The sequence below is a fragment of the Corynebacterium sp. 239_CJEI genome, assembly GCF_001055995.1.
In the GTDB taxonomy this organism is placed as follows: domain Bacteria; phylum Actinomycetota; class Actinomycetes; order Mycobacteriales; family Mycobacteriaceae; genus Corynebacterium; species Corynebacterium jeikeium_D.
In genome coordinates this window covers 12,761-34,331 of record NZ_JVOW01000009.1, presented here as the reverse complement: position 1 = coordinate 34,331, position 21,571 = coordinate 12,761, and the positions used below count along the sequence as shown (strand labels likewise).

16 protein-coding genes are annotated in these 21,571 nt (G+C 59.4%); 10 read left to right on the top strand and 6 right to left on the bottom strand.

What is annotated here, in order from left to right:
• Positions 1 to 12: 12 nt before the first annotated feature.
• The gene (locus tag ADB08_RS03015) at positions 13 to 2,067 is read right to left on the bottom strand and encodes a M3 family metallopeptidase (RefSeq protein WP_016423125.1); all 2,055 of its coding nucleotides are present in this window, start codon (positions 2,065 to 2,067) and stop codon (positions 13 to 15) included.
• Between the two features lie 108 nt (positions 2,068 to 2,175).
• On the opposite strand from ADB08_RS03015, the gene ADB08_RS03010 reads away from it, so the two are divergent.
• The 6 genes from ADB08_RS03010 to ADB08_RS02985 all read left to right on the top strand — a co-directional run bounded on the left by ADB08_RS03010 (position 2,176) and on the right by ADB08_RS02985 (position 10,831).
• Entirely contained in the window at positions 2,176 to 3,450 is a 1,275-nt protein-coding gene (locus tag ADB08_RS03010; protein ID WP_049170708.1) for a carboxylesterase family protein, read from the top strand.
• Positions 3,451 to 3,681: 231 nt separating this feature from the next.
• Entirely contained in the window at positions 3,682 to 4,170 is a 489-nt protein-coding gene (locus tag ADB08_RS03005) for a PH domain-containing protein (RefSeq protein ID WP_049170706.1), read from the top strand.
• Between the two features lie 60 nt (positions 4,171 to 4,230).
• A complete protein-coding gene (locus tag ADB08_RS03000; protein ID WP_049170704.1) occupies positions 4,231 to 5,550 on the top strand; it encodes a PH domain-containing protein in 1,320 nt (439 codons plus the stop codon).
• 108 nt (positions 5,551 to 5,658) lie between these two features.
• Positions 5,659 to 7,470, top strand: a complete 1,812-nt coding sequence (treS, locus tag ADB08_RS02995; RefSeq protein WP_049170701.1) for a maltose alpha-D-glucosyltransferase — start codon at positions 5,659 to 5,661, stop codon at positions 7,468 to 7,470.
• A gap of 32 nt (positions 7,471 to 7,502) precedes the next feature.
• On the top strand, positions 7,503 to 8,855 hold the full coding sequence (locus tag ADB08_RS02990) for a maltokinase N-terminal cap-like domain-containing protein (RefSeq protein WP_049170698.1): 1,353 nt from the start codon (positions 7,503 to 7,505) through the stop codon (positions 8,853 to 8,855).
• Positions 8,856 to 8,914: 59 nt separating this feature from the next.
• Positions 8,915 to 10,831 (top strand): ABC transporter ATP-binding protein, encoded by a 1,917-nt coding sequence (locus ADB08_RS02985; RefSeq protein ID WP_049170696.1) that lies wholly within the window; start codon positions 8,915 to 8,917, stop codon positions 10,829 to 10,831.
• A gap of 55 nt (positions 10,832 to 10,886) precedes the next feature.
• On the opposite strand, the gene ADB08_RS02980 is transcribed toward ADB08_RS02985, so the two are convergent.
• Positions 10,887 to 11,846 carry a diacylglycerol kinase gene (locus ADB08_RS02980; protein ID WP_049170694.1) on the bottom strand — a complete coding sequence of 320 codons (960 nt, stop codon included), beginning with the start codon at positions 11,844 to 11,846 and terminating at the stop codon, positions 10,887 to 10,889.
• A 224-nt stretch (positions 11,847 to 12,070) separates the two neighbouring features.
• On the opposite strand from ADB08_RS02980, the gene ADB08_RS02975 reads away from it, so the two are divergent.
• From ADB08_RS02975 to ADB08_RS02965, 3 genes are all read left to right on the top strand, one after another.
• The gene (locus tag ADB08_RS02975) at positions 12,071 to 13,765 is read left to right on the top strand and encodes an FAD-binding oxidoreductase (RefSeq protein WP_049170691.1); all 1,695 of its coding nucleotides are present in this window, start codon (positions 12,071 to 12,073) and stop codon (positions 13,763 to 13,765) included.
• A gap of 622 nt (positions 13,766 to 14,387) precedes the next feature.
• A complete protein-coding gene (locus tag ADB08_RS02970; RefSeq protein WP_049170689.1) occupies positions 14,388 to 15,971 on the top strand; it encodes a glycerol-3-phosphate dehydrogenase/oxidase in 1,584 nt (527 codons plus the stop codon).
• Between the two features lie 97 nt (positions 15,972 to 16,068).
• The gene (locus ADB08_RS02965) at positions 16,069 to 17,220 is read left to right on the top strand and encodes a MalY/PatB family protein (protein ID WP_049170686.1); all 1,152 of its coding nucleotides are present in this window, start codon (positions 16,069 to 16,071) and stop codon (positions 17,218 to 17,220) included.
• 8 nt (positions 17,221 to 17,228) lie between these two features.
• On the opposite strand, the gene ADB08_RS02960 is transcribed toward ADB08_RS02965, so the two are convergent.
• The 4 genes from ADB08_RS02960 to ADB08_RS02945 form a co-directional block, all read right to left on the bottom strand.
• The gene (locus ADB08_RS02960; RefSeq protein ID WP_049170684.1) at positions 17,229 to 18,587 is read right to left on the bottom strand and encodes an acid phosphatase; all 1,359 of its coding nucleotides are present in this window, start codon (positions 18,585 to 18,587) and stop codon (positions 17,229 to 17,231) included.
• 280 nt (positions 18,588 to 18,867) lie between these two features.
• The gene (locus ADB08_RS02955) at positions 18,868 to 19,734 is read right to left on the bottom strand and encodes a 3-hydroxybutyryl-CoA dehydrogenase (protein ID WP_016423138.1); all 867 of its coding nucleotides are present in this window, start codon (positions 19,732 to 19,734) and stop codon (positions 18,868 to 18,870) included.
• Positions 19,735 to 19,922: 188 nt separating this feature from the next.
• Positions 19,923 to 20,540, bottom strand: coding sequence for a hypothetical protein (locus tag ADB08_RS02950; protein WP_048732750.1), 618 nt, complete (start codon positions 20,538 to 20,540; stop codon positions 19,923 to 19,925).
• Positions 20,540 to 20,863 (bottom strand): putative quinol monooxygenase, encoded by a 324-nt coding sequence (locus ADB08_RS02945; RefSeq protein WP_038629105.1) that lies wholly within the window; start codon positions 20,861 to 20,863, stop codon positions 20,540 to 20,542. Before ADB08_RS02945 ends, ADB08_RS02950 begins: the two co-directional genes overlap by 1 nt.
• A gap of 106 nt (positions 20,864 to 20,969) precedes the next feature.
• Between ADB08_RS02945 and ADB08_RS02940 the strand changes: the two genes are divergently transcribed.
• Positions 20,970 to 21,524 (top strand): gamma carbonic anhydrase family protein, encoded by a 555-nt coding sequence (locus ADB08_RS02940; RefSeq protein ID WP_005510604.1) that lies wholly within the window; start codon positions 20,970 to 20,972, stop codon positions 21,522 to 21,524.
• The last annotated feature ends 47 nt before the right edge of the window (positions 21,525 to 21,571 follow it).

Sequence of the window (21,571 nt, the reverse complement as noted above, 5' to 3'; positions counted from 1 at the left end):
TAAAGCGTGAAGCTAGGCATCAGTGCCCGACAGCCCGCGGCGTTCGAGGAGCGGCTGGATGTCCTTATCGCGACCTCGGAAGGCACGGTAGGCGGCCATGAAGTCGATGGCGCCACCACGGGAGAGAATCTCCTCGCGGAAGTGGCTGCCGCCGCTGATTGTGGCACCGCCGTTGTCGGTGAACCAACCGAAACCGTCCGCGTCGAGCACCTCTGCCCACAGGTAGGAGTAATAGCCCGCCGAGTAACCGCCGGCGAAGATGTGGTTGAAGTAGCGGGAGCGGTAACGCGGAGCCAGGTGGGGAACGTCGAGGCCGAGTTCAGCGAGTGCTTCCGCTTCGAAGGCATCAACATCAGTGACCTGAGCTGCTTCCTCCTCGGTGAGGCTGTGCCAGGCCAGATCGATGGCGCACGCGGCGAGGTACTCAACCGTGGCGAATCCCTCACCAGCGGTGCGGGCCTTCTTCACAGACTCGACTAGCTCGGCCGGGATCGGCTCACCGGTACGAACGTGGACGGCGTAATTGGCCAGAATGGATGGCTCAAGTGCCCAGTTCTCGTTAATCTGGGAGGGGAATTCCACGAAGTCGCGCGGGACGTTAGTGCCCGAGAAGGTCGGGTACGTGACGTCGGAAAGCAGACCGTGGAGGGCGTGCCCGAACTCGTGGAAAGCAGTGGTGACCTCGTCGAGCGTCAGTAGCACCGGGGTTCCCGGCTCGGTTTCGGCGATGTTCATCACGTTGACCACGACTGGCAGGCGCCCCAGCAGACGGGACTGGTCCCTAAACGAGCTCATCCATGCACCACCGCGCTTAGTCGGGCGCGAGAAGTAGTCCGTAATAATCAGGCCGATGGTCTCGCCTCCGCCCTGGCGTACCTCCCACACGGTCGTGCCCGGCGCGTATCCCTGCAGGTCCTCGCGCTTGACTACCTCGATGCCGTAGAGCTTGCGGGCAGCGTAGAACACGCCGTCTTCGATGACACGGTGCAGCTCGAAGTAGTTCTTGAGTTCCTCCGTGTCGACTGCGAATTCTTCCGCTTTACGACGGCGCTCCCAATACGGCCAGTCAGCGCCCGTGACCGTCTCACCGCCAGCCAGATCAGCGACCCGCTTGTACTCGCCTTCAGCATTGGCAATGGCAGCTGGCGCCAGGTCTGCAATGAGCTTCCGAGCAGCCTCTGCGGTGGTTGCCGTCTCCTTGGCAATGACGTAATCCGCATGCGTGTCGTAGCCGAGCAGCTTGGCACGGCGGGCACGCAGGCGCGCCATTTCCAGCACAATGCCGGAGTTGTCGAACGTGCCGGAGGCAGCACCCGCACGCCCCAGTGAGGCTTCATAGAGCTTGGCGCGAGTAGCCGGATTATCCAGGTCAGCCAGCTGTGCCGGAGTTGACGGTAGGTCCAGCGGAATCAGCCACGGCGCATCGGTGTCGGCCTTTTTCGCGTAGGCGGCGAAGGACGCAATGGCGTCGTCGGAAAGCCCGGCGAGTTCCTCGCGGTCGTAGATCTCCACGGCGCGCGCGACGGTGTCCTTCAGTAGGTTTTCACCGAAAGCCGTGGAGAGCTCAGAGAGACGGGAATTGATGCGGCTGAGCTCGGCTTTGTCCTCGTCGCTGAGGTCCGCACCGGCGCGCTGGAAGTCTTCGCGGACTTTCTTCAGCAGCAGCTTCGCCTCTTCCGGATTGGCGGCATCCTCAACGCTGTCGATGGCATTGATGCGCTGCCACAGGTCACTGCGCATGCGAATCTGATCCAGGTGTGCAGTGAGCTGCGGGGCAATCTCGGCTTCAATTTCCATGCGGACATCGGTGGCGTCCGTGCCGGCAACGTTGAAGAAATAAGCAGCGACGCGGTCCAGATCCTGGCCCGCCTTTTCCATTGCCTCGATGGTATTAACAAAGGTCGGCGCCTCCGACGACGTGGCGATGGCGTCGATCTCGCGTGCATGGCTGCGCATTGCTTCGCTAAAGGCCTCGCGGACGTGGCTGTCGTCGATTGCCGCAAAATCTGGCAATTCGCAGAACAATTCTGACGGTGTCAACAGTGGATTTCGTGCATCATTGGTCATAGTGAATTCAACTGTAGCGTGCTCGAAAAACCAGAGTGCGCCTACCGTCTGAAACAGGCTCCCCGCCGTTCTGGCAGGACCAACCGTGACGAGGAGGCGTTTTCCGCCATGACAGAGACGACTATTTCCGCTCCCTGTGGGAGGCTAACCGGCCGTATTCACGATGACGCAATACAAGTTTTCAATATCGATTACGCAGATGCTGCTCCGTTCGCCGCGTCGGCACCGGTGGCTGACGGGCCACAGTCAGGCACTCGGCGCTGTGAACCCGAGCGCGAATTAGTTCTCACCGTCACCGCACCGGCTGAGCCCGCGGACGCTTCCTATCCCGTATTGCTGTGGATCCACGGTGGTAGCTACGAGTTTGGGCATCCCTCCGAGCCCTGGACGGACGCGACGGCCTTCGCACAGGCAGGCATCGTCACCGTTTCGCTCGGATACCGCAAGGGCCTCGAGGGATTCTGGCGCGACAGTGAAACAGAGACCTACCGGGCCATTGATGACCTGTATCTGGGGCTGCAGTGGGCTCGTCGTAACGCGCCTGCCTTCGGCGGCGATATCGACAACATCACTATCTCGGGGCAATCGGCGGGTGCGGCGCTGGCGCTCACTCTCGCTGCCGACGAACGCACTCGCGGCCAGATCCAGCGCACCATCGCCATGTCGCCGGCCTTCTCGCTGCTGTCGGGCTCGCGTCTCCGCCGCACGTTGGCGGGCATCGGTGTGGGACGTGCGCCGTCCACCGACGTCTTTTCGCGTGCCGACGAACGCAGGGTCGCTCGAGCCCAGAAATTGGTGTCGGCATCCTCACCTTCGGATCCGGCAATTGGGCCTCGCTTTGACAGCTTTGCTCCCACACTGCCAACGATGGTGACTGCCACCAGCGAAGAGTTCTTCTCAGAACCGCCGGTTGTGGCGATGGACAAGTTGCCCATGCGGGAGTGGATGGCTCGGCGCTACGCCAAGGGGCATCGCGGCCACGGCGAATTTCCGGCCACCGCCTATGCCGAACGTCCGATGGGGAATGTCATTTCTGACTCAGCGATTCGCTCATACGCTGTTAAAGTCGCCGAACGGTCCGTGGCGGCTGAGCTGGATGTGTGGGCGGCACAGTTCGAACCGGGAGAAGGGTTGGGCTATGCACCTGCTGGCCGCACCAGTGGTGCTCCGCACTGCATCGACATTGCACGCTTCTTCGGTATGAAGGAACCCAACCATCCATTCCACCAAGTGGCGGTCGAGTTCATCCGCGAAGGCACCTCACACATGCCCCGCTACAACAATGACCGCAAGGTGACCACCTTTGCTGGCGCTGACGCCCAGGCAGTCGAGGACATTGCCATCGATGCGTGGGCGGCTCCGCGCCAGCTCTTTGGCGCATAAGGCATAAGGCGGGTGAGGCTTGCGCTGGTTAGCGCTGTGCTGTTGTGCTCAACAACTGAGCCCAGCGACTTAAGCTGGCAAAGTCTGCATGTACCGATAAATCTCGACGCAGACCAAAATGGTGATCAGCGTGATAAGTACTGCTATGAGTTTCCTGCGATCCATAGCCACCGTTCTTACCGAAGCACCAGGCCAGACGCAAGCTTTACCCTCTGTGGTTAACTGTCAACTATGGAGCCGCTTGATTTATTAGTCCCCGAGAATTCCGCGCTGCAGCCGGTCGACCCCGCGCTGGCTAAGGTGAAGCGAGTCGCGCACGCCGCTCCCCTGCTAGTTATCACGATTGCATCCGTCGTCGCCGCTGTGATGTGGACTCCGTGGATGTGGTTGGGCGTCCTCGCCTGCGTGCTCTACTTCGCATATATCTACTGGCTCATCGGTCGACGAGTTCGTGCCCACCGATACCTCGAAGAGGACAACGACTTCATTGTTGCGTCCGGACGCTGGTGGCGCTCGGTCACTGTCGTCCCTTACGGACGAATCCAGTTCATCGACATCGATGAAGGACCTCTCCTTCGACTATTCGGACTGGCAACGCTGAAGCTCAACACAGCATCGGCGAGCTCGGATGCAGCCGTCCACGGTTTGCCACGTGAAGAAGCGCTCGCCCTGCGCGCTCGTCTATCTCAGCGCGCCCACGACCGGATGGCGGGTCTCTAAATGAGGCATAGAGTTCATCCCCTATCTCCGCTGCTCAAAAGCTTTGCCACAATCGCTGCGGTGACTGCATTCGCAGTCGCGAATCAGTGGCAGTTGGCCGTTGCGGTCGTGACTCAGCTCTACGACTGGGCATGGCTCGGTCTCCTTGTCGGTACCGGTGCGGTCGCCATAATTATTGGTCTGATTGCATTTTTCTCGTGGCTGTCCTGGCGGTATACGTTCTACGAGCTCACCGACGATGAGGTTCGCTACGGCTCCGGATGGCTACTGCGTTCTCGACGCGCGGCACGGCTCGACCGCGTGCAGGCGGTGGATATCAACCAACCATTGTTGGCGCGCATTTTCGGGCTCGCCGAAATTGTCATTGAAACAGCCGGCGGCTCCGATTCACACTTCACAATCAAATACCTCACTCCCCCGCAGTGCGAACAGTTCCGCGCCGACGTGCTGGGTGAGGTAGAAAAGCTGGACACCGAGCTGGCACGTTCGCTTTACGACGGTGACAGCTCCACCGCGCCCCTCGACTCCGGCGCTCACATGTCCTCTCGCATGCCCGAAGCGAAGACCATCTTTGGCCCGGTCGATGTCGGACGGCTGATTGCATCCGTGGCCATTGGACCCGGTCTTTTCGTCGGCATAGCTCTCATCCTCCTCGCCGTTGTCTCTGCGCTGTTTACCGACCTCATCGTAGAAATCCTCAGCGGAGTAACCATCACTACTCTGATTGTGATTGGCAGTTTCGCTGTCGGCCTTTTCGGGGTACTAAATCAGTCGTGGGATTTCACGCTGAAGGTATCGTCGGAAAGCAGGCGTCTGGCGATTACCGCCGGACTGTTGTCGACGCGCGCTCAGACCATTCCCATTGATCGCATTCATGGGTTTAAAGTGGTGCAACCGCTCTGGTGGCGTCCGTGGAGATGGTCCCGTGCGGATGTCTCGGTGGCGGGCTATGGCCTGGACAGCACACAGTCGAACAACACACTGGTGCCAGTGGCACCGGCACCGGAGACGGACGCGATTGTCGATTACCTGATGACTGAGATTGCGGGACCGGCCTCTACCGATGACCTGCTGGGCTCCTGGCAGACTCCACGCACGGCGTGGTGGCTCAGCCCAATTGACTGGAAATTCCAAAAGGTGCAGGCCACGCGGCGGGGGCTGTTAGTGACCAAGGGGCGGTTCTGGCATACGCGGTTCATAGTCCCTTGGCAGCGCATCCAGGGGCATACACTAACCATTTCTCCGCTGAAGAAAGCGGCGGGAGTGGCGAACGTGCGGATCGACATGGTGCCGGGAGCGGTCACTCCGGTGGCAACGGAGTTGAAGTTGGATGATGCGTACCAGCTCACCGCGCTGATTCAGGAACACAAGGCTGTTTAGAATGCTGTTTAATGAGGTCTCCCAGGACGGCCGTCTCGCGCGGTCTTGTGGGATCTCGCAGGAAAACTCTCTCTGCAGGCTAGTGGCATAGTCATTACGCTGGGATGCATGACTATCGCCAAGGAAGATTACGAGTGGTACCGCAGCGCGGTGTTCTATGAGGTGCTCGTCCGGGCCTTCTTCGACTCCGACAACAACGGCTCCGGCGACCTCAAAGGGCTGACGGAGAAGCTCGATTATCTGCAATGGCTGGGCGTTGACTGCCTCTGGCTGCCGCCTTTCTACGACTCCCCGCTGCGCGACGGCGGTTACGATATCCGCGACTTCCGCGCCGTGCTCGACGAGTTTGGCACGGTCGAGGATTTTAAGGTGCTTCTCGACGAGGCCCATGCGCGCGGTATCCGCGTTATTACTGACCTGGTGATGAACCACACCTCCGATACCCATGAGTGGTTTCAGCAGTCGCGCACTGATCCGGATGGCCCCTACGGCGACTTTTATGTCTGGACTGATGACCCGGACACTTACTCGGGCGCACGCATTATCTTTGTCGATACCGAGGATTCCAACTGGACCTATGACCCGGTGCGTGGCCAGTACTACTGGCACCGTTTCTTCTCCCACCAGCCGGATTTGAACTATGACAATCCGGCGGTGCAGGAAGCGATGCTCGATGTGCTGCGCTTCTGGTCCGATCTCGGCATCGATGGCTTCCGCCTCGACGCTGTTCCCTACCTCTTCGAACGCGAAGGTACTAACTGCGAGAATCTGCCCGAGACCCACGCTTTTCTGAAGCGCTGCCGCAAGGTCATGGATGAGGAATACCCGGGTCGCGTCCTGCTGGCGGAGGCCAACCAGTGGCCCTCCGATGTGGTGGAATACTTCGGCGACCCGGAGGTCGGTGGCGACGAATGCCACATGGCTTTCCACTTCCCACTCATGCCACGCATTTTCATGGCGGTGCGCAAGCAGTCCCGCTTCCCCATCTCGGAGATCCTGGAGTCCACGCCAGAGATTCCGTCTTCGGCTCAGTGGGGCATTTTCCTGCGCAACCACGATGAGCTGACGCTGGAAATGGTCACCGATGCCGAGCGCGACTACATGTACGCCGAGTATGCGCACGATCCGCGGATGAAGGCCAACATCGGCATTCGCCGTCGTCTAGCGCCACTGCTGCAAAATGACCGCACACAGCTCGAGCTTTTCAATGCCCTGCTACTCTCCCTGCCGGGTTCGCCGGTGCTCTACTACGGGGACGAAATTGGTATGGGCGACAACATTTGGCTCGGTGACCGCGATGGCGTGCGCACACCGATGCAGTGGTCACCCGACCGCAACGCCGGGTTCTCCAAGGCCGACCCTGGTCGGCTCTATCTGCCGACCATTCAGGATGCGACCTACGGTTACCAGGCGGTCAATGTCGAGAACCAAGCGAGCTACTCCAATTCGCTGTTGAATTGGGTGCGTCGACTGATTCAGGTCCGCAAGCGCTATGAGGCTTTTGGCCTCGGTGATTTCCGCGAGCTGAATAGCGATACCGCCTCTGTTCTGACCTATCTGCGCACATACGGCGACGAAGTGCTGCTGTGCGTCAACAACCTGTCCTCTTACCCCGCGGCCGTCTCGCTGGATCTGTCCGAGTTCGCCGGCGCCACCCCGGTAGAGCTCACGGGTTCGGTTCCCTTCCCCACAATTGGCACTGATCCCTACCAGATCACGCTTCCTGGTCACGGTTTCTACTGGTTCGAAATCCAGTTGCCGCCAGAGACAAACCTCGAATCGAGCGCCTCCATGTCGGCGCCGACAATCCCGGTTGCGCAGGCGATATCGGACGCGCCGGTGACGTCATCACGCGAGCACTCAGGCACCGCCGCCGATGCCGCAGCCGATGCCGTCACAAACGCCGATAATAAAGAGTGATCTTTTAAGTCCCGAAAGGCGAACGAACTGAAATGACTATTCCCACCGCCGATTTCATTGCCGAAGAGCTGGCAGACACACTGGTCAAGATGCGCTTTTTCGCTGACAAGGTCTCTGACATCGACCACGTCGAGATCCTCGCGCTTGACCCCGTACTGCGCGACAATCCCGACAGTCCCGATGTCGATATCGCATTGGTGAGGGTGCACACCGCGCATTCCGCACCGACCTATCAGCTGCCCATCGCTTGGGCGGAGGACGTCCCCGATGGCCACGAGCAGTCCCTGCTGGTTCGCGCGGAGGGCATCGTCGGCTACGACGCTCTGATTGATTCGGATGCCATCACAGCACTCGGCCAGAAGCTTTCCGACGAAGGCAAGCTCGGCCGCATGGAACTGCGACGTGTGCCGGGCTCTGAGCAGCTCCGACCGAAATCCGGCCGCCCCATGGGAGTCGAGCAGTCGAACACCTCGGTCATTTTCGACGACCGCGTGATGTGCAAGTTCTTCCGTCGCCTCTACCCCGGTACTAATGCCGATGTGGAGCTGCTGGCCGCACTGGCCCAGGCGGATTGCAAGTTCGTCCCTGAGCTCTACTCCTGGGTGGAGACCACCATTGGCGAAGACACCTACACCACCGCCATGCTGCAGGAATTCGCACCGAACTCGGTGGATGGCTGGGAGCTGGCTCTTGGCGCAGTCCGCGATGCCATCCGCGACAGTCAGACCCCGCTGGAAGATTTGGGCACCGACTTTACATCCGAAGCGCGTGCGCTCGGCGAAGCAGTGGCCTCGGTACACAGCAGCCTCGCTGCCGCTGTCGCGGTAAAGAAGCGTCTGACCGGTGCGGAGCTGGTAGCCCCACTGCGAGCTCGCCTGGACTTCGTCGCTGGTGTGGTGCCACAAATTGCTGAGGTCAAAGATAAAGCGCAGGCTATCTTCGATCGCGCGGAGGCTGCGGTTCCGGAAGGTGGTGCCGTCGTCCAGCGAATCCACGGTGATCTGCACTTGGGGCAGGTATTGCGCACGCCGAGCTCTTGGCGCTTGATTGACTTCGAAGGCGAGCCGTCGCGCCCGTGGGAGGAGCGCCGTCTGCCGGATCACCGCCTACGCGATATCGCCGGCATGATTCGCTCCTTCGATTACGCCGCTCATTACCCGCTGCTGACCGGACGTGAAGACACCGAGGCAGCTACCGAGCGTGTTGAGCAGTGGGCTCGCCGCAATATCGATGCGTTCTTGGAGGGCTATGGCGATGCCAGTGACCCGGCGCTACTGGAGGCCTTTGTACTGGATAAGGCCATCTACGAGTGCCTTTACGAAGCGCAGAACCGCCCCAACTGGCTGCCGCTGCCGCTTGGTGCTGTGCGCTCGCTGTTAGGATAGGGCTTTTGTCGCAGTAATTTCATCGCGGGAGTGATCCTCCCGCAAGATAGAGGTCTTTCGTGCGTCTGCTCAGCAGAATCCTGTCCACTACACGAGTGCTCTGGCCTTTCTATATCGGGGTCATCATCTGTTCGCTGGCCACCGCCGCCGCGTCGTTGATTAGCCCCTTCCTCATCCGCGATGCCACCGACGCCATCGTCGGCGCGGTGTCCAGCGATGAAGGCTTGAGCCAGGCGGCGATGTCCGATACCACTCGCACGGTAATCTGGCTGGTCATCGGGCTGCTAATCGCAGATCTGACGCAAACCATCGTGCATAACATCGGTGGTTACCTGGGCGATGTGATGACTGCGCGCATGCGCGAGATTCTGTCGACCCGCTACTATGCAAAGCTGCTGTCGCTGCCGCAACGCTATTTCGACAGTCAGGTCACCGGCACAATTATCGCCCGCCTGGAACGCTCGATTAGCAATATCACGCAGTTCCTCCAGGCGTTTTCCAACAACTTCTTCCCGATGCTGTTGACCGTCGGCGCGGTACTGGGCATCACTGCCTGGCACTACTGGCCCCTGGCGGTGCTATTGATTATCGTTTTCCCGGTCTACACCCTGCTGACCGCGCTGACCTCGAAGCGCTGGCAGAAGATTGAAGCGAAAAAGAACGAACAAATCGATATCGCCGGTGGCCGTTTTGCCGAGGTCATCGGCCAAGTCAAGGTTGTCCGCTCCTACACTGCGGAGCTGCGCGAAATCGCTTTCTTTGGTTCCCGCTTCCGCCGCACCATCTCCCTGACCCGCGATCAGTCAACGTGGTGGCACCGCATGGATGCCCTTCGCGGGGGTATTTTGAACATCATCTTCGCAGGCATTTACCTGCTGCTTTTCCTGCGTACGCTGTCGGGAGAATTCTCCATCGGCACCATGGTCATGCTCATTCAGCTGATTAACATGGCGCGCCAACCAGTGACCATGATGAGCTTCCTGGTCGACGCTGCCCAGCGCGCAGTCGCCGGTTCGCGCGATTACTTCAAGGTCATGGAGCTTACTCCAGAGACCCGCACGCAGCCGGAGCTGCTCAGTGCAGCGACCGCGAATAACGGCGACTTCGACTCCGCGTCCGTTGGTTCCACCGCAGACGCAGAGTCCGTCGACAGCGCCCACCGTTCCTCCCTGGAACGCGCAGCCGAACAGGAGGCAATTGGCGCTCCCATTGTCGACTTCGACGCAGTGGATTTTGCCTACGAAGAGGACAAGACGGTGCTCTCCAATGTCAGCTTCCAGGCGTACTCGGGCCAGAAAATCGCCCTGGTCGGCGAGTCGGGTGGCGGCAAGTCCACCATCGTCAACTTGCTGCTCGGCTTCTACGCCCCGACCGCAGGCCGCTTGAGCGTGCTGGGTTCGGATGTCTCCGAGGTTTCCGGTTCCACTCTGCGTGCTGGCTCTGCCGTCGTGTTCCAGGACTCGTCACTGTTCTCCGGCACGATTCGGGAGAACATCGCCTACGGCAAACCCAACGCCACCGACGAAGAAATCATTGCCGCCGCGAAGAAGGCCAACGCCGACGACTTCATCCGCAGCTTCGCCGACGGCTACGACACCACTATCGGCGAGCGAGGTCTGAAGCTCTCGGGTGGCCAGAAGCAGCGCATCGCCATCGCGCGCGCTATTTTGAAGGACGCTCCCCTGCTCATCCTGGACGAAGCCACTTCGGCGCTGGACACCAAGGCAGAACGCGAAGTTCAGCGAGGCTTGGACAAGCTGATGGAGGGACGCACAACGGTTATCATCGCCCACCGCCTGTCCACAATTTCCGATGTGGACACCATCGTGACGCTGCGTGACGGTCACGTCGACGAGGTCGGCGCACCCGCAGAATTGGCGCAGACTGACGGTATCTACGCCGAGTTGCTACGCCTGACGGCTTCGGCCTCGGCGGCGGATCGTCTGCGCCTGAAGAAATACGGCATCAAGGGGTAACGCGCCGTCGTCAAGCATGCAGGAAACGCTTGACGACGGGCACCCCTGCGCCCTTTTACGGACGGGGAACGATGTAGCGGCCAGCGCCCGGAACAATTTCGACGGTAACCGGCATCGGGAACATGAGGTCGCCGTCAGCGTAGGCGTTCATCTGGCGTGGCGGGCCGATGTATTCCACGTAAGCCTTCTTGGCGCGGTAGGTGCTGACCTCCCCGATTTTTTCAACGGTGCCGTCGAACACGGACTTGAAGGCCAGGGCGGCCTTGATGCGCCCGGCCTTGCCGATGACAGTGATATCCATCAGTCCGTCGGAGTGGTCTGCGGACGGGCAAATCTTCATCCCACCGCCATAAGAACGGGTGTTACCGAAGGCGGCCAGCGTGATTGGATCTTCGAGAACCCGATTGTCATCGAGCGTGATGCGGAATGGCAGCGAGTGGAAAGCCAAGAACTCGCGGACGATGGCCAGGTTGTAGCGGTTACGGCCATGCGGCCAGGTCATCTGATTGACGCGGTCGGAGACAATCGAGTCGAAGCCGGCACACATGATAGTGCCGAACCAGCGCTGCTCCCCTGCCTCATTGGTGATGCGGCCGAGGTCAGTGGTCGTCCAGAAGCCATCGGCGATAACGTGAGCGGCATCGCGAGCATTGCCACGCGGCAGATTGTATTCGCGACCGTGGTCGTTTCCGGTGCCGGCCGGGATAATACCGAGGGGGATGCCGGTCTGTGCCTGCTCCTGCAGTGCGAGGTTAATCATGCCGTCGCCACCACAGACTGCCAGGGCATCAATTCGGCCGTCGGCGATGACCTCACGAATGAGCTTGCGGGCGTCGTCGGGGTTAGCACCTTGGAGAGCGATGACATCGATGCCGCGATCCGCGAACACCCGGCTCGCCCGGGCGGACGCAATCTGCGAGGCGCCATGACCCGCGTGGGGGTTAGTGACCAGAGCAAGGGTACGAATCTCAGTTGTTCCCAGCGGGTAGTTGAGATCCTTGTCGTTAGCGTTCATCGAAGAAATACCTACTTTTACGTGGGCTTTTGACCGGTCAATACTGGCCTTTATGGGAGTGCGTTAATGCATCTAACTAAAGCTTACCAAGATTGATTGACATTTTTTGAGAAAACGTAACGTAATACCGCTATAATAAAAGATGTAAAGATGTGCTTCCGCGCAAGTTACATATAATTCCGCAGTTCAGACTCGCAGCACCGATGCCCAAGGAGAAGCTCAGGATGTCTAACAAGCTCACGATTCCGTACCGCATGCGCTGGTGGGGCTGGGGTGTTGACGGCAACGACAAGCCAATCACCACGGCCAGCGAGAAGCTACTGCAGCGCGAAATCGGTATGTCGTTGGACGCAAACAACCCGCCGCGCAACATCGCCGACGTCACCATCCCCAATAGTCGCCTCAGCGCCGAGGATATCGAAGCCCTGGGCGCTGTTGTCGGCGCGGATGCCGTCGCCACCGACCACGACACCCGCGTCAAGCACGCGGTCGGACGCTCCTACCCCGACCTGGTTCGCCTTCGCGCAGCCAAGCTCGATGTCGCCCCAGATGCTGTAGTGCTACCGAAAACTGAAAAGCACATCGAAGACCTGTTCAAGGTATGCGCTGAGCGCAAGATTGCAGTCGTCCCCTTCGGTGGTGGCACCTCGGTCGTCGGCGGCGTGGAGGCTGTTGACGGAGGCATGGGTAAGGCCATCGCAGTGTCCATGACCGCCTTTAACAAGATCATCGACATCGACAAAGTCGCTGGCACTGTCACCGCCCAGACCGGCGTTTTCGGCCCCGACCTGGAAAAGGAGCTGTCCAAGGCCGGCTTCACCGCTGGTCACTTCCCGCAGTCCTTCGAGTACTCCACTGTCGGCGGTTGGGTTTCCTGCCGCTCGGCAGGCCAAGAATCCTCTGGTTACGGTCGTATCGACCGCAACGTGATTGGCATGCGCGTCGTCACGCCAGCCGGCACCATGGAATTCCGCGACATGCCGTCGTCGGCATCCGGCCCGAACCCTCGTGAGCTTTTCCTGGGCTCGGAAGGCACCCTGGGCATCATCACGCATGTGACGATTGCCCTGAATCAGCGTCCACAAAAGGAGATGCTCTTCGACACCTACTTCTTCAACTCCTTTGAGGAAGCCGCCGAGGAGCTGCGCAAACTGGAGCAGAGCGGCAATATCCCGCACCTAGCACGCATCTCCGACGAGAAGGAGACGCTGTTCGGCCTCACTCAGCTGGGCTCCGCCAGCATGTCCGAGAAGGTCACAAAGTACCTGAAGCTGCGCGGCATCGACACCCCGTGCATGGTGATTTTTGGCTTTGCGCAGACGGATCCGGTCGGCGCCCGCGTCACCCGTGAGCGCCTGGCCGCTCGCCTGCTGACCAAGAAGTGCGTCCGCATGGGCTCCATCCCGGGCATGGCTTGGGTTAACCACCGCTTCTCCTCGCCGTACCTGCGCGATGTCATGATGACTCGCTGCGTCGGCGTCGACACCCTGGAGACCGCCACCACCTGGGATAACGCCGCTACACTGCGCCGCGAAATCGCCTCCGCAATGGAAGCCGCTGGCGAGAAGCACGGCACCCCGGTGTACGTCTTCTGCCACATCTCGCACATGTACGAATCCGGCTGCTCGCTGTACTTCACGTACTTCTTCCGCGAGACCCAGGGCGAGATCCTCCAGCAGTGGATGGACATCAAGACTGCGGCATCAGAGGCCATGATGAACTTCGGCGGCACCATCACGCACCACCATGGCATTGGCCAGGATCACAGCCCGCAGTACTACGAGGAGAACACCGAGTTGTTCGCCAAGGTCATGCGCGCAATTAAGGACGAACTCGACCCGGCTGGCATCCTCAACCCGGGCAAGTTGGCTACCGGTCCGCACTCCTTGGAAGAGCGTTACGACGGCAACATGATTTAACCCTGTTGCTGTCGGCTTCGGCTAGCGAGCTAGACTAACCAGTTCGCTAGCGTAGATTTCCGGTGACGTTGGGCCGTCATAAATAAACAGTGAAACGTAATCGTCAAGGGTAAAAGATCCAAGTGCTGCGGTCATTGTCGCTGTCGCTTCTTCCTGGGATTCCAAGCGAAGATGCCCGGATAGTGGGATGGTCGGGTCAATCGGTGCGATTTCGTCCGTGCGACCGCAAACAGCGTGGCGTTTTACATGCCTAAGCGTGCTTTTCTAGTTACGACCTGTCTGGGGTGGCACGGACTGGAGACAGCAGCAACACATTTGCAGCGATGGTGCAATAGCAGCGAAAGCTCGGTTCATGGACTCAGAGCGGTTGGACGCTGGGTGCATAGCCATCGAGGTGTCTCCTTCCTTGTAATCCCGGGAAATGATTCGCAACTAAGAAAGATCTCTTGAATCAATATCCGTGCCGGTCGTTGATAATGAACAACTTAGTCTATTTCTAAGCGCCTTGCAATGGGGTACGCCCGAAATAGTTCACACTCACTACGCACTCCACAACTTCATCACTTACGCCAGATAGTTTCATCACTATCACCGTCTTCGGGAAAGTCGAGGAAGAAAGACTATGACTGCCACGCACGCTCCTCAGCGCGATCGCTCAGCTGCGGTTTTGAACAAGGCTCGTCGGCAAGCGGACTTGAATCGTCTACGCGAAGAAACCGCTAAGGGCGACATCCCAGATCTGCTGGTCATCGGCGCCGGTATCACTGGTGTCGGCATCGCTTTAGATGCGGCGTCGAGGGGTTTGAAAACCGTTCTCGTCGAATCGAAGGACCTCGCTTTCGGCACCTCTCGTTGGTCATCGAAGCTCGCCCACGGGGGCTTGCGCTACCTTGCCAGTGGCAATGTCGGTATCGCTCGCCGCTCAGCTATTGAACGTGGTGCGCTGCTCGACGTCACCGCTCCGCACCTGGTGCATAACCTGCCACAGGTTGTACCGGTGATGGACAAATTCGCACCGTTGACCCGGGTTTTGCCGCGTTTAGGCTTCTTGGCCGGTGACTTTCTACGCATTATCGCTGGTACCTCCGCCACTACCCTGCCGTTGTCCCGCACTGTCAGTTCCCGCCGAGTCAGCCAGCTTTCGCCGACCGTCCGTAAGCGCGACGTGAAATTCGGCTACGTCAACTACGACGGTCAGCTGCGTGACGACGCACGCTTGGTCACCACTATCGCTCGAACCGCCGCTAGCTACGGTGCAACTATTCTGACCCGGGTGCGCTGCGAGAACGCCTCTGGAACGAGCGCCACACTAATCGACGAGCTCACTGGCGATTCCTTCGAGCTGCCGGCTCACGCTGTGGTCAATGCCACTGGTGTGTGGGCCGCAGACCTAGCGACGAACATCAAGATTCGCCCATCTCGCGGCACGCACCTGGTTCTTGACGCCGCGAAGCTAGGCAACCCTACCGGCTCTCTCACGGTACCGGTTCCTGGTCACACCAACCGTTTCTGTTTTGTCCTTCCCGCAGAGCACAACCGCGTCTACATTGGCCTGACCGATGAGGATGCACCGGGCCCGATTCCGGACGAGCCGGAAGTGCCGGAGGATGACATCGTTTTTCTGCTCGATGTCATCAACCAGGCACTCGAGGTTCCGCTCACTCGTGACGATGTCATCGGTGCTTTCGCCGGCCTGCGTCCGCTCATCGACGCCGGCGAGGCACACACCGCTGACCTCTCCCGCGAGCACGCCTTGTTGGAGGCCCCGAACGGCCTGATTTCCATTACTGGTGGCAAGCTCACCGAGTACCGTCTTATGGCTGAGCAAACCGTGGACAAGGTTGCGGAAAAGCTCGGTGTTTCGCTTGCTCTGTGCTCCACCCGCACCATCCCTGTGCTGGGCTCCGAGCCGAAGGAGCTCGACCGCGCTCGCACCGCTGCCGCTGCCGGCCGTATCCCGATGCCGCTGTTTAACCGCTACGGTGCCGAATCCTTCGAGGTCATCGAATCCTGTCCGCTCGACCGACCGCTCGACCCGGTAGCGGAGGGTCTCGATGTCACCCGCGCCGAGTTCGCCTGGCATGTGACGCACGAGGGAGCTCTCAGCGTCGACGATATTCTCGATCGCCGCACACGGTTGGGGCTGGTCAAAGCTGATCGCGAAGCTGCACTGCCAGCTGCTGAGGAGGCACTGAGGCTAGCCTAGCGCTGGCCATTGCCGCGGCTGCTTCTGATGTGGCCGTAGCTACTGGATAAAGCGGGGAGTCTTCGGACTTCCCGCTTTTTCTGTATACACGGGAACTATGAGTGTAAATAACGCTGTCACTTTCCCCTCCCTCGATGAACTCCGCTCCCGCAGGACGGTCAAATGGACCGCATATTCACCGGACGTGCTGCCACTGTGGGTCGCCGAATCCGATGCCACAACCTGCCCTGCCGTCAGTGCCGCGATCGACGAGGCGTGTCAGCGCGAACAGTTCGGATACCTCTCGCAGGACATCACCGCGCTTACGACCGCAACCGCGGACTTCTCTGCAGCGCGCTACGGTTGGCGTCCGAACCCAGACAATATCTTTGCAGTCGCCGACGTCGTCCGCGGAGTCACGCTCGCAGTTGAACGCTTCACCCGCCCCGATTCCGCAATTGTCGTCCCCACTCCCGCCTACATGCCGTTCTTCCAGGTAGGTCCCGCGCTGGGACGGGAGACGGTGTGCATCCCCACGCTTGCCGACGGCCCGGATCTCGGCGCCCTCGAACGCGCCTTCACCGACGGTGCCGGTTGCCTGATCTTGTGTAACCCGAATAACCCTCTCGGCTTTACCTACTCACCCGAAAAACTTCGTGAGATTACTGATTTAGCCGCTCGCTTTGGTGCGCGCGTTATCTCAGACGAGATTCACGGCCCAGTTGTTCTAGATGGCACTCACACTCCAACCGCGTCGGTGTCGGATACCGCGGCGGCCGTGACTATCACGGTGACTGCTACCTCGAAGGGCTGGAATACCGCCGGCCTCAAGTGTGCGCAGATCATCTTTAACGACGAAGATGCCAAAACCTGGCTGGAGCTGCCCTTCATTGTTCGCGAAGGCGCTTCTATTCTTGGTGTCGCCGCGGCCACCGCCGCCTACCGCGATGGCGTGCCCTGGCTGGACAATTTTGTCGATGTCCTGCGCACCAACCGTGAGACTCTGCGAACACGTTTGTCCACTATTGCGCCGCAGGCTCGCTTTACCCCACCGCAAGCATCATTTTTGGCGTGGTTGGACTTGGGTGACGTGCCTGGTGTTGCCAGTGAGGACCCAGCTGCGTGGCTGGTTGAAAACGCCAAAATAGCACTCAACCCCGGCTTCGCATTCGGCGAAGGCGGGGCTGGGCATGTGCGGCTTAACTTTGCGACCTCCCCGGAAATCCTCGGTGAGGCCCTGGACCGTCTTGACGCGGCCCTGCGCTTGTAGTTGACGTTTTAGTTGGTGACAGTGACGCTGCCGTCGGCGTTGACAACAACGTTGGCGGCCAGAGCGCGAGCCAGGTTCATGCGAACGTGCTGGCCCTCACCGTCAGTGCGATCGAGCGGGTAGCCGGATGGGATTGCGGTCTGAGCGAGGACGGAGCTGCGCTGTTCCTCAGTCAGCTGCGGGAAGCGGGTCTCCAGCAAACCTGCGTACCGCTTCGGAACAACAACTGGCTCGTTAGCCGGGCCAACCTGCTTGAAGTCGTAGGTCATGCGTTCGGTGTACTGCTGAACGGCAGCTGCGGTGCTCATGTACGGAGTGTCCTTGGCAACGCAGTTGGCGATGGTGTCGCCACAGCGGTACTCGAGCTCCGTACGCAGCTCATCCATGGCTTCTTCGATGAGTGGGCGGAACTCTGGGTCTGCCCAACGATCAGCTGCGGCCTGGTTGCCCATCATGCGGCCGCCCATAACGTCCAGCGGGTAGTGGACGCCCATGACAAGGCGAGAATGACCAGCCTCGGACGCACGCGCCTGAATCTGCGGTGCAACCTCCGGCAGCATCATGGCCAGCATGGTTGAAGTCCATGCAGCCTTGTTGGTGTGGCCCGACGGGTAGGACGGGGTGGTCGAGTACGGGTCGTCCTGACCTTCGCGGTAGTAGCGCTCGATGCGCTCCGGCGCCACCACAAACGGGCGATCGTAGCCGTAGACGTACTTCTCGAAGAAGGTCGAGCTGACCAGACCGCCGCCGCGAGCAAGGTTGCCGGACAGCAGGGCCTTTACCTTCGGCAGGCGATCCTCGTCATAGGCATCACGGAAGTGCTGGCCCAGGTTTGCACCGAAAGCAGTGGAAATATTGGCCAGTGGGTCCAGGTAGTCGTCATCAAGAGCGAGTTCCTGTGCCTGCGGGTCATTCTTGGCAGCGTTGTTAATGCGGACGACCGTTTCGAGGTTCTGGTCCATAACCTCTGGGTGGTTCTTCTCCAGCTCCACGAAAGGATGCACAACGTAGAAGTAGAACCAGTTATCGGTGGCGGCATCCGACGGGTACGCACGTGCAATCTGGTCCGGGCGGTACGAGGTTGGCTTCGGCGCATTCGGGTCGGTGTTTTCACCGGAAGATGACGGCAGCGAGATGGAATCCGGGACCTCGAAGCCACCGCCGGGGAGCTTGATTCCCTCTGGAGCTGCCACATTAGCTGGAAGATCAGAAACAGAGTCCAGGCGGTTGCCGAGCTCGGCCAACGGGTTGACCGGAGCTGCCACGGCCGTTGCCGGTGTAAGCCCCATTACAACTGCCATTGCTGCGGTAGCAGCGCCGACGCGAGTACGTGTTGCAGTGCGCTTGTGCGGCTTCAAAGAAGACACTGAAGCATTCCTTTCCAGATTGCTGCGTGGGAGGCACCAGTTGTGAAGTGCTCTATAAGCCAAGGTCTGACAAAATCTTCACTTATGTTAAGCGCACTGTGAGGTTTCGGCGCGTTGAAAAGAAACAAGTTTTCAAAATGCTAGCGCCGATTGTGGGAGCTGTCCCCATCAGACTCCGGGTTTTCACTGATAAATGCATAAAAGAAACCGGTTGGCGGGAGAAACGCCCGTCAACCGGTAAGAACTCAATACTCGCCCCAAACGGGGCTAAAAGCGTGGACTACTTGGAGTAGTCGTAGAAGCCACGGCCGGACTTGCGGCCGAAGTGACCCGCCTCAACCATGCGCTTGAGCAGTGGAGGTGCCGCGTAAGTCGGCTCCTTGTACTCATCGAACATGGCATCGGCAATGAACTTGATGGTGTCCAGACCAACCATGTCGGCCAGAGTCAGCGGACCCATCGGGTGCGCACAGCCATTGACCATTCCGGCATCGATGTCTTCTGCAGTAGCAATGCCGTCCTGCAGCATGCGAATAGCGCCGAGGATGTACGGAACCAGCAGGGCGTTAACAATGAAGCCCGAGCGATCCTTAGCGCGAATGACGGTCTTGCCCAGCGCCTCGGAAGCGTACTCGTACGCACGCTCCGACTGAACATCACCGGTCGTCAGAGTAACGACATGCTCTACCAGAGGCAGAACCGGAACCGGGTTGAAGAAGTGCAGACCCATGACGCGCTCCGGGCGCTTGGTAGCTGCAGCAATGGACTGAATCGGCAGCGAGGAGGTGTTGGAAGCCAGGATGGCATCTTCCGACTCAACAATTTCATCGAGCTGCGAGAATACGCTGGCCTTTACTTCTGGGTTCTCCACGATGGCCTCGATGACCAGCTCACGGTCAGCGAAGTCTTCCAGCTTGGTGGTGAAGCTAATACGCCCCAGAATCTCATCACGTGCAGACTGCTCTAGCTTGCCACGGGAAACGGCCTTATCCAGCGACTTTTCAATACGGGCGCGACCGGACTCAAGGAACTCCTCCTTGGCCTCCCAGACCTTGACATCGCTACCGGCCTTCGCACAGACCTCAATAATTCCGGAGCCCATCTGACCGGCGCCGACGATACCTACTCGCGAGATACTATTTGCCATTGGCGTGTTTTCCTACCTTCTACTCTGGGTTATTAGCCAGCATTGTGCTTCATCCGAGTGCGCATTCGCTTGACGACGATCACAGCGCACTGGCTTTATTTACACGCTACTCACTTCCCCGGTTCCCCGGGCACGCTTTGCAGGACTTTTTACTTGAATTTCCCCCCCCCACGAGCTTTGGGCAGCGGCTAGTACTGCATACGTTTTTCCAGCGCCTGCTGAATATCTTCCAGCTGCTGCTGAGAAGAGCGTGCCAACTCTTGCAGGTCGTTTCCGCCATGCTTTTCCAGCTCTTCCCACTGTCCGAGCATCTTATCCAGGCTGCCTTCCATCAACGTCAGATAAGCCATATCTGCGTGTGGCCCCTCCTCGTTCTCGAGGCGAGTCATGGTGGCGGTGTCGAGCTTGGTCTCCGACGGATCAACATCGACGCCGAGAGTCTTGACTAGCTGCGCTTCCTCTTCAGCAAAGATTGGCTCCGCCTGCTGCGCAATCTTTCGAGTCTCTTCCGAGACCGATTCCTTTGCAATTAGTGTCTGCGATGCTTTCTTCAGCGCCGCAGTATCTGCCGCCAGCTGAGCCAAGTTATCCCGAATGGCGGCAGTGGAGGCAACAGCACTCTGCTCCTGGCTTGACTGATTCTGGCTACCCTCGAGGGCTGCCTCATCGCTATCTCCACAAGCACTGAGACCAACGACGAGAGCAGAGGCCAGCACAGCGGAGCCAATACGCAGGCCACGCCCAATCAGAGAATAGGTGTCGCTGCTGGAAGCGGCTGCGCTATCGCGAATGGTGTCAGAGGACATTAGTCGACCTGCAGCTCGCCCATGCGATCCCAGTCCTGCTTATCAGGCAGCACCTGCGAGACAATCTTCGGGGTCTCAGCGAGCAGCGGCTTCATCGCCTCCAGGCCCTTGGCGAAGTGCTCGGAATTGACGTGGGCTTCACCAGCGTCATCATCGAACGCCTCGACGAGGATGTACTGGTTGGGGTCTTCTACGCTGCGGGACCATTCAAACCACTTGTTGCCAGCCTCTGCGCGGGTGGCAGCGGTGAACTCAGCGACGTGGTCCATCCATTCGTCGGCAAACTCCGGCTTAACTTGGTAATTCACAACGATAAAAATCATGTCGCCCACTGTATGCGCGTCCAAGCAGAATTGCACCCTTCGACGAATAGAGTTTCGCTGAGAATTTTTCTTACGCTGACCTCAGGTGACAGTTATATTGGTTTGTATGATGAACACTCCGCTCATTCTCACCTACCAAGATAAGACCCCACGCATTCATTCCAGCGCCTGGATTGCGCCCGGCGCGGTCATTATCGGTGATGTCGAAATCGGTGCGGATAGCTCCGTGTTCTACGGTTCTGTTCTCCGAGGAGACGTCGCACCGATCCGCATCGGCCAGCGCACCAATATTCAGGACAACTCCACAGTCCATGTCGACCGAGGTGTGCCCACAATTCTCGGCGATGATGTCACCGTCGGACACATGGCCTTGGTCCACGGCACCACGGTTGAAAATGGTTGCCTCATCGGCATGAAGTCCACCCTGCTTTCGCGTTCCCGTATCGGCGCTGGCAGCCTCATTGCTGCAGGTGCCGTGGTGTTGGAAGATCAGATTATCGACCCCAGGTCGCTGGCTGCAGGCGTTCCCGCCAAGGTGCGTCGTGAACTCTCCGCCGAGGAAGCAGAGGGCTTCATCGCCCATGCAGGGCGTTATGTGGAAACAGCGTCCAACCACCGCCACCTCCGCGAGGTCGACCTGGATATGGTGACTTTTAACTAGGCGGCTGCCGAGGCGCCTAGCTAAGCGGCTAGGCGGATTATTTGACG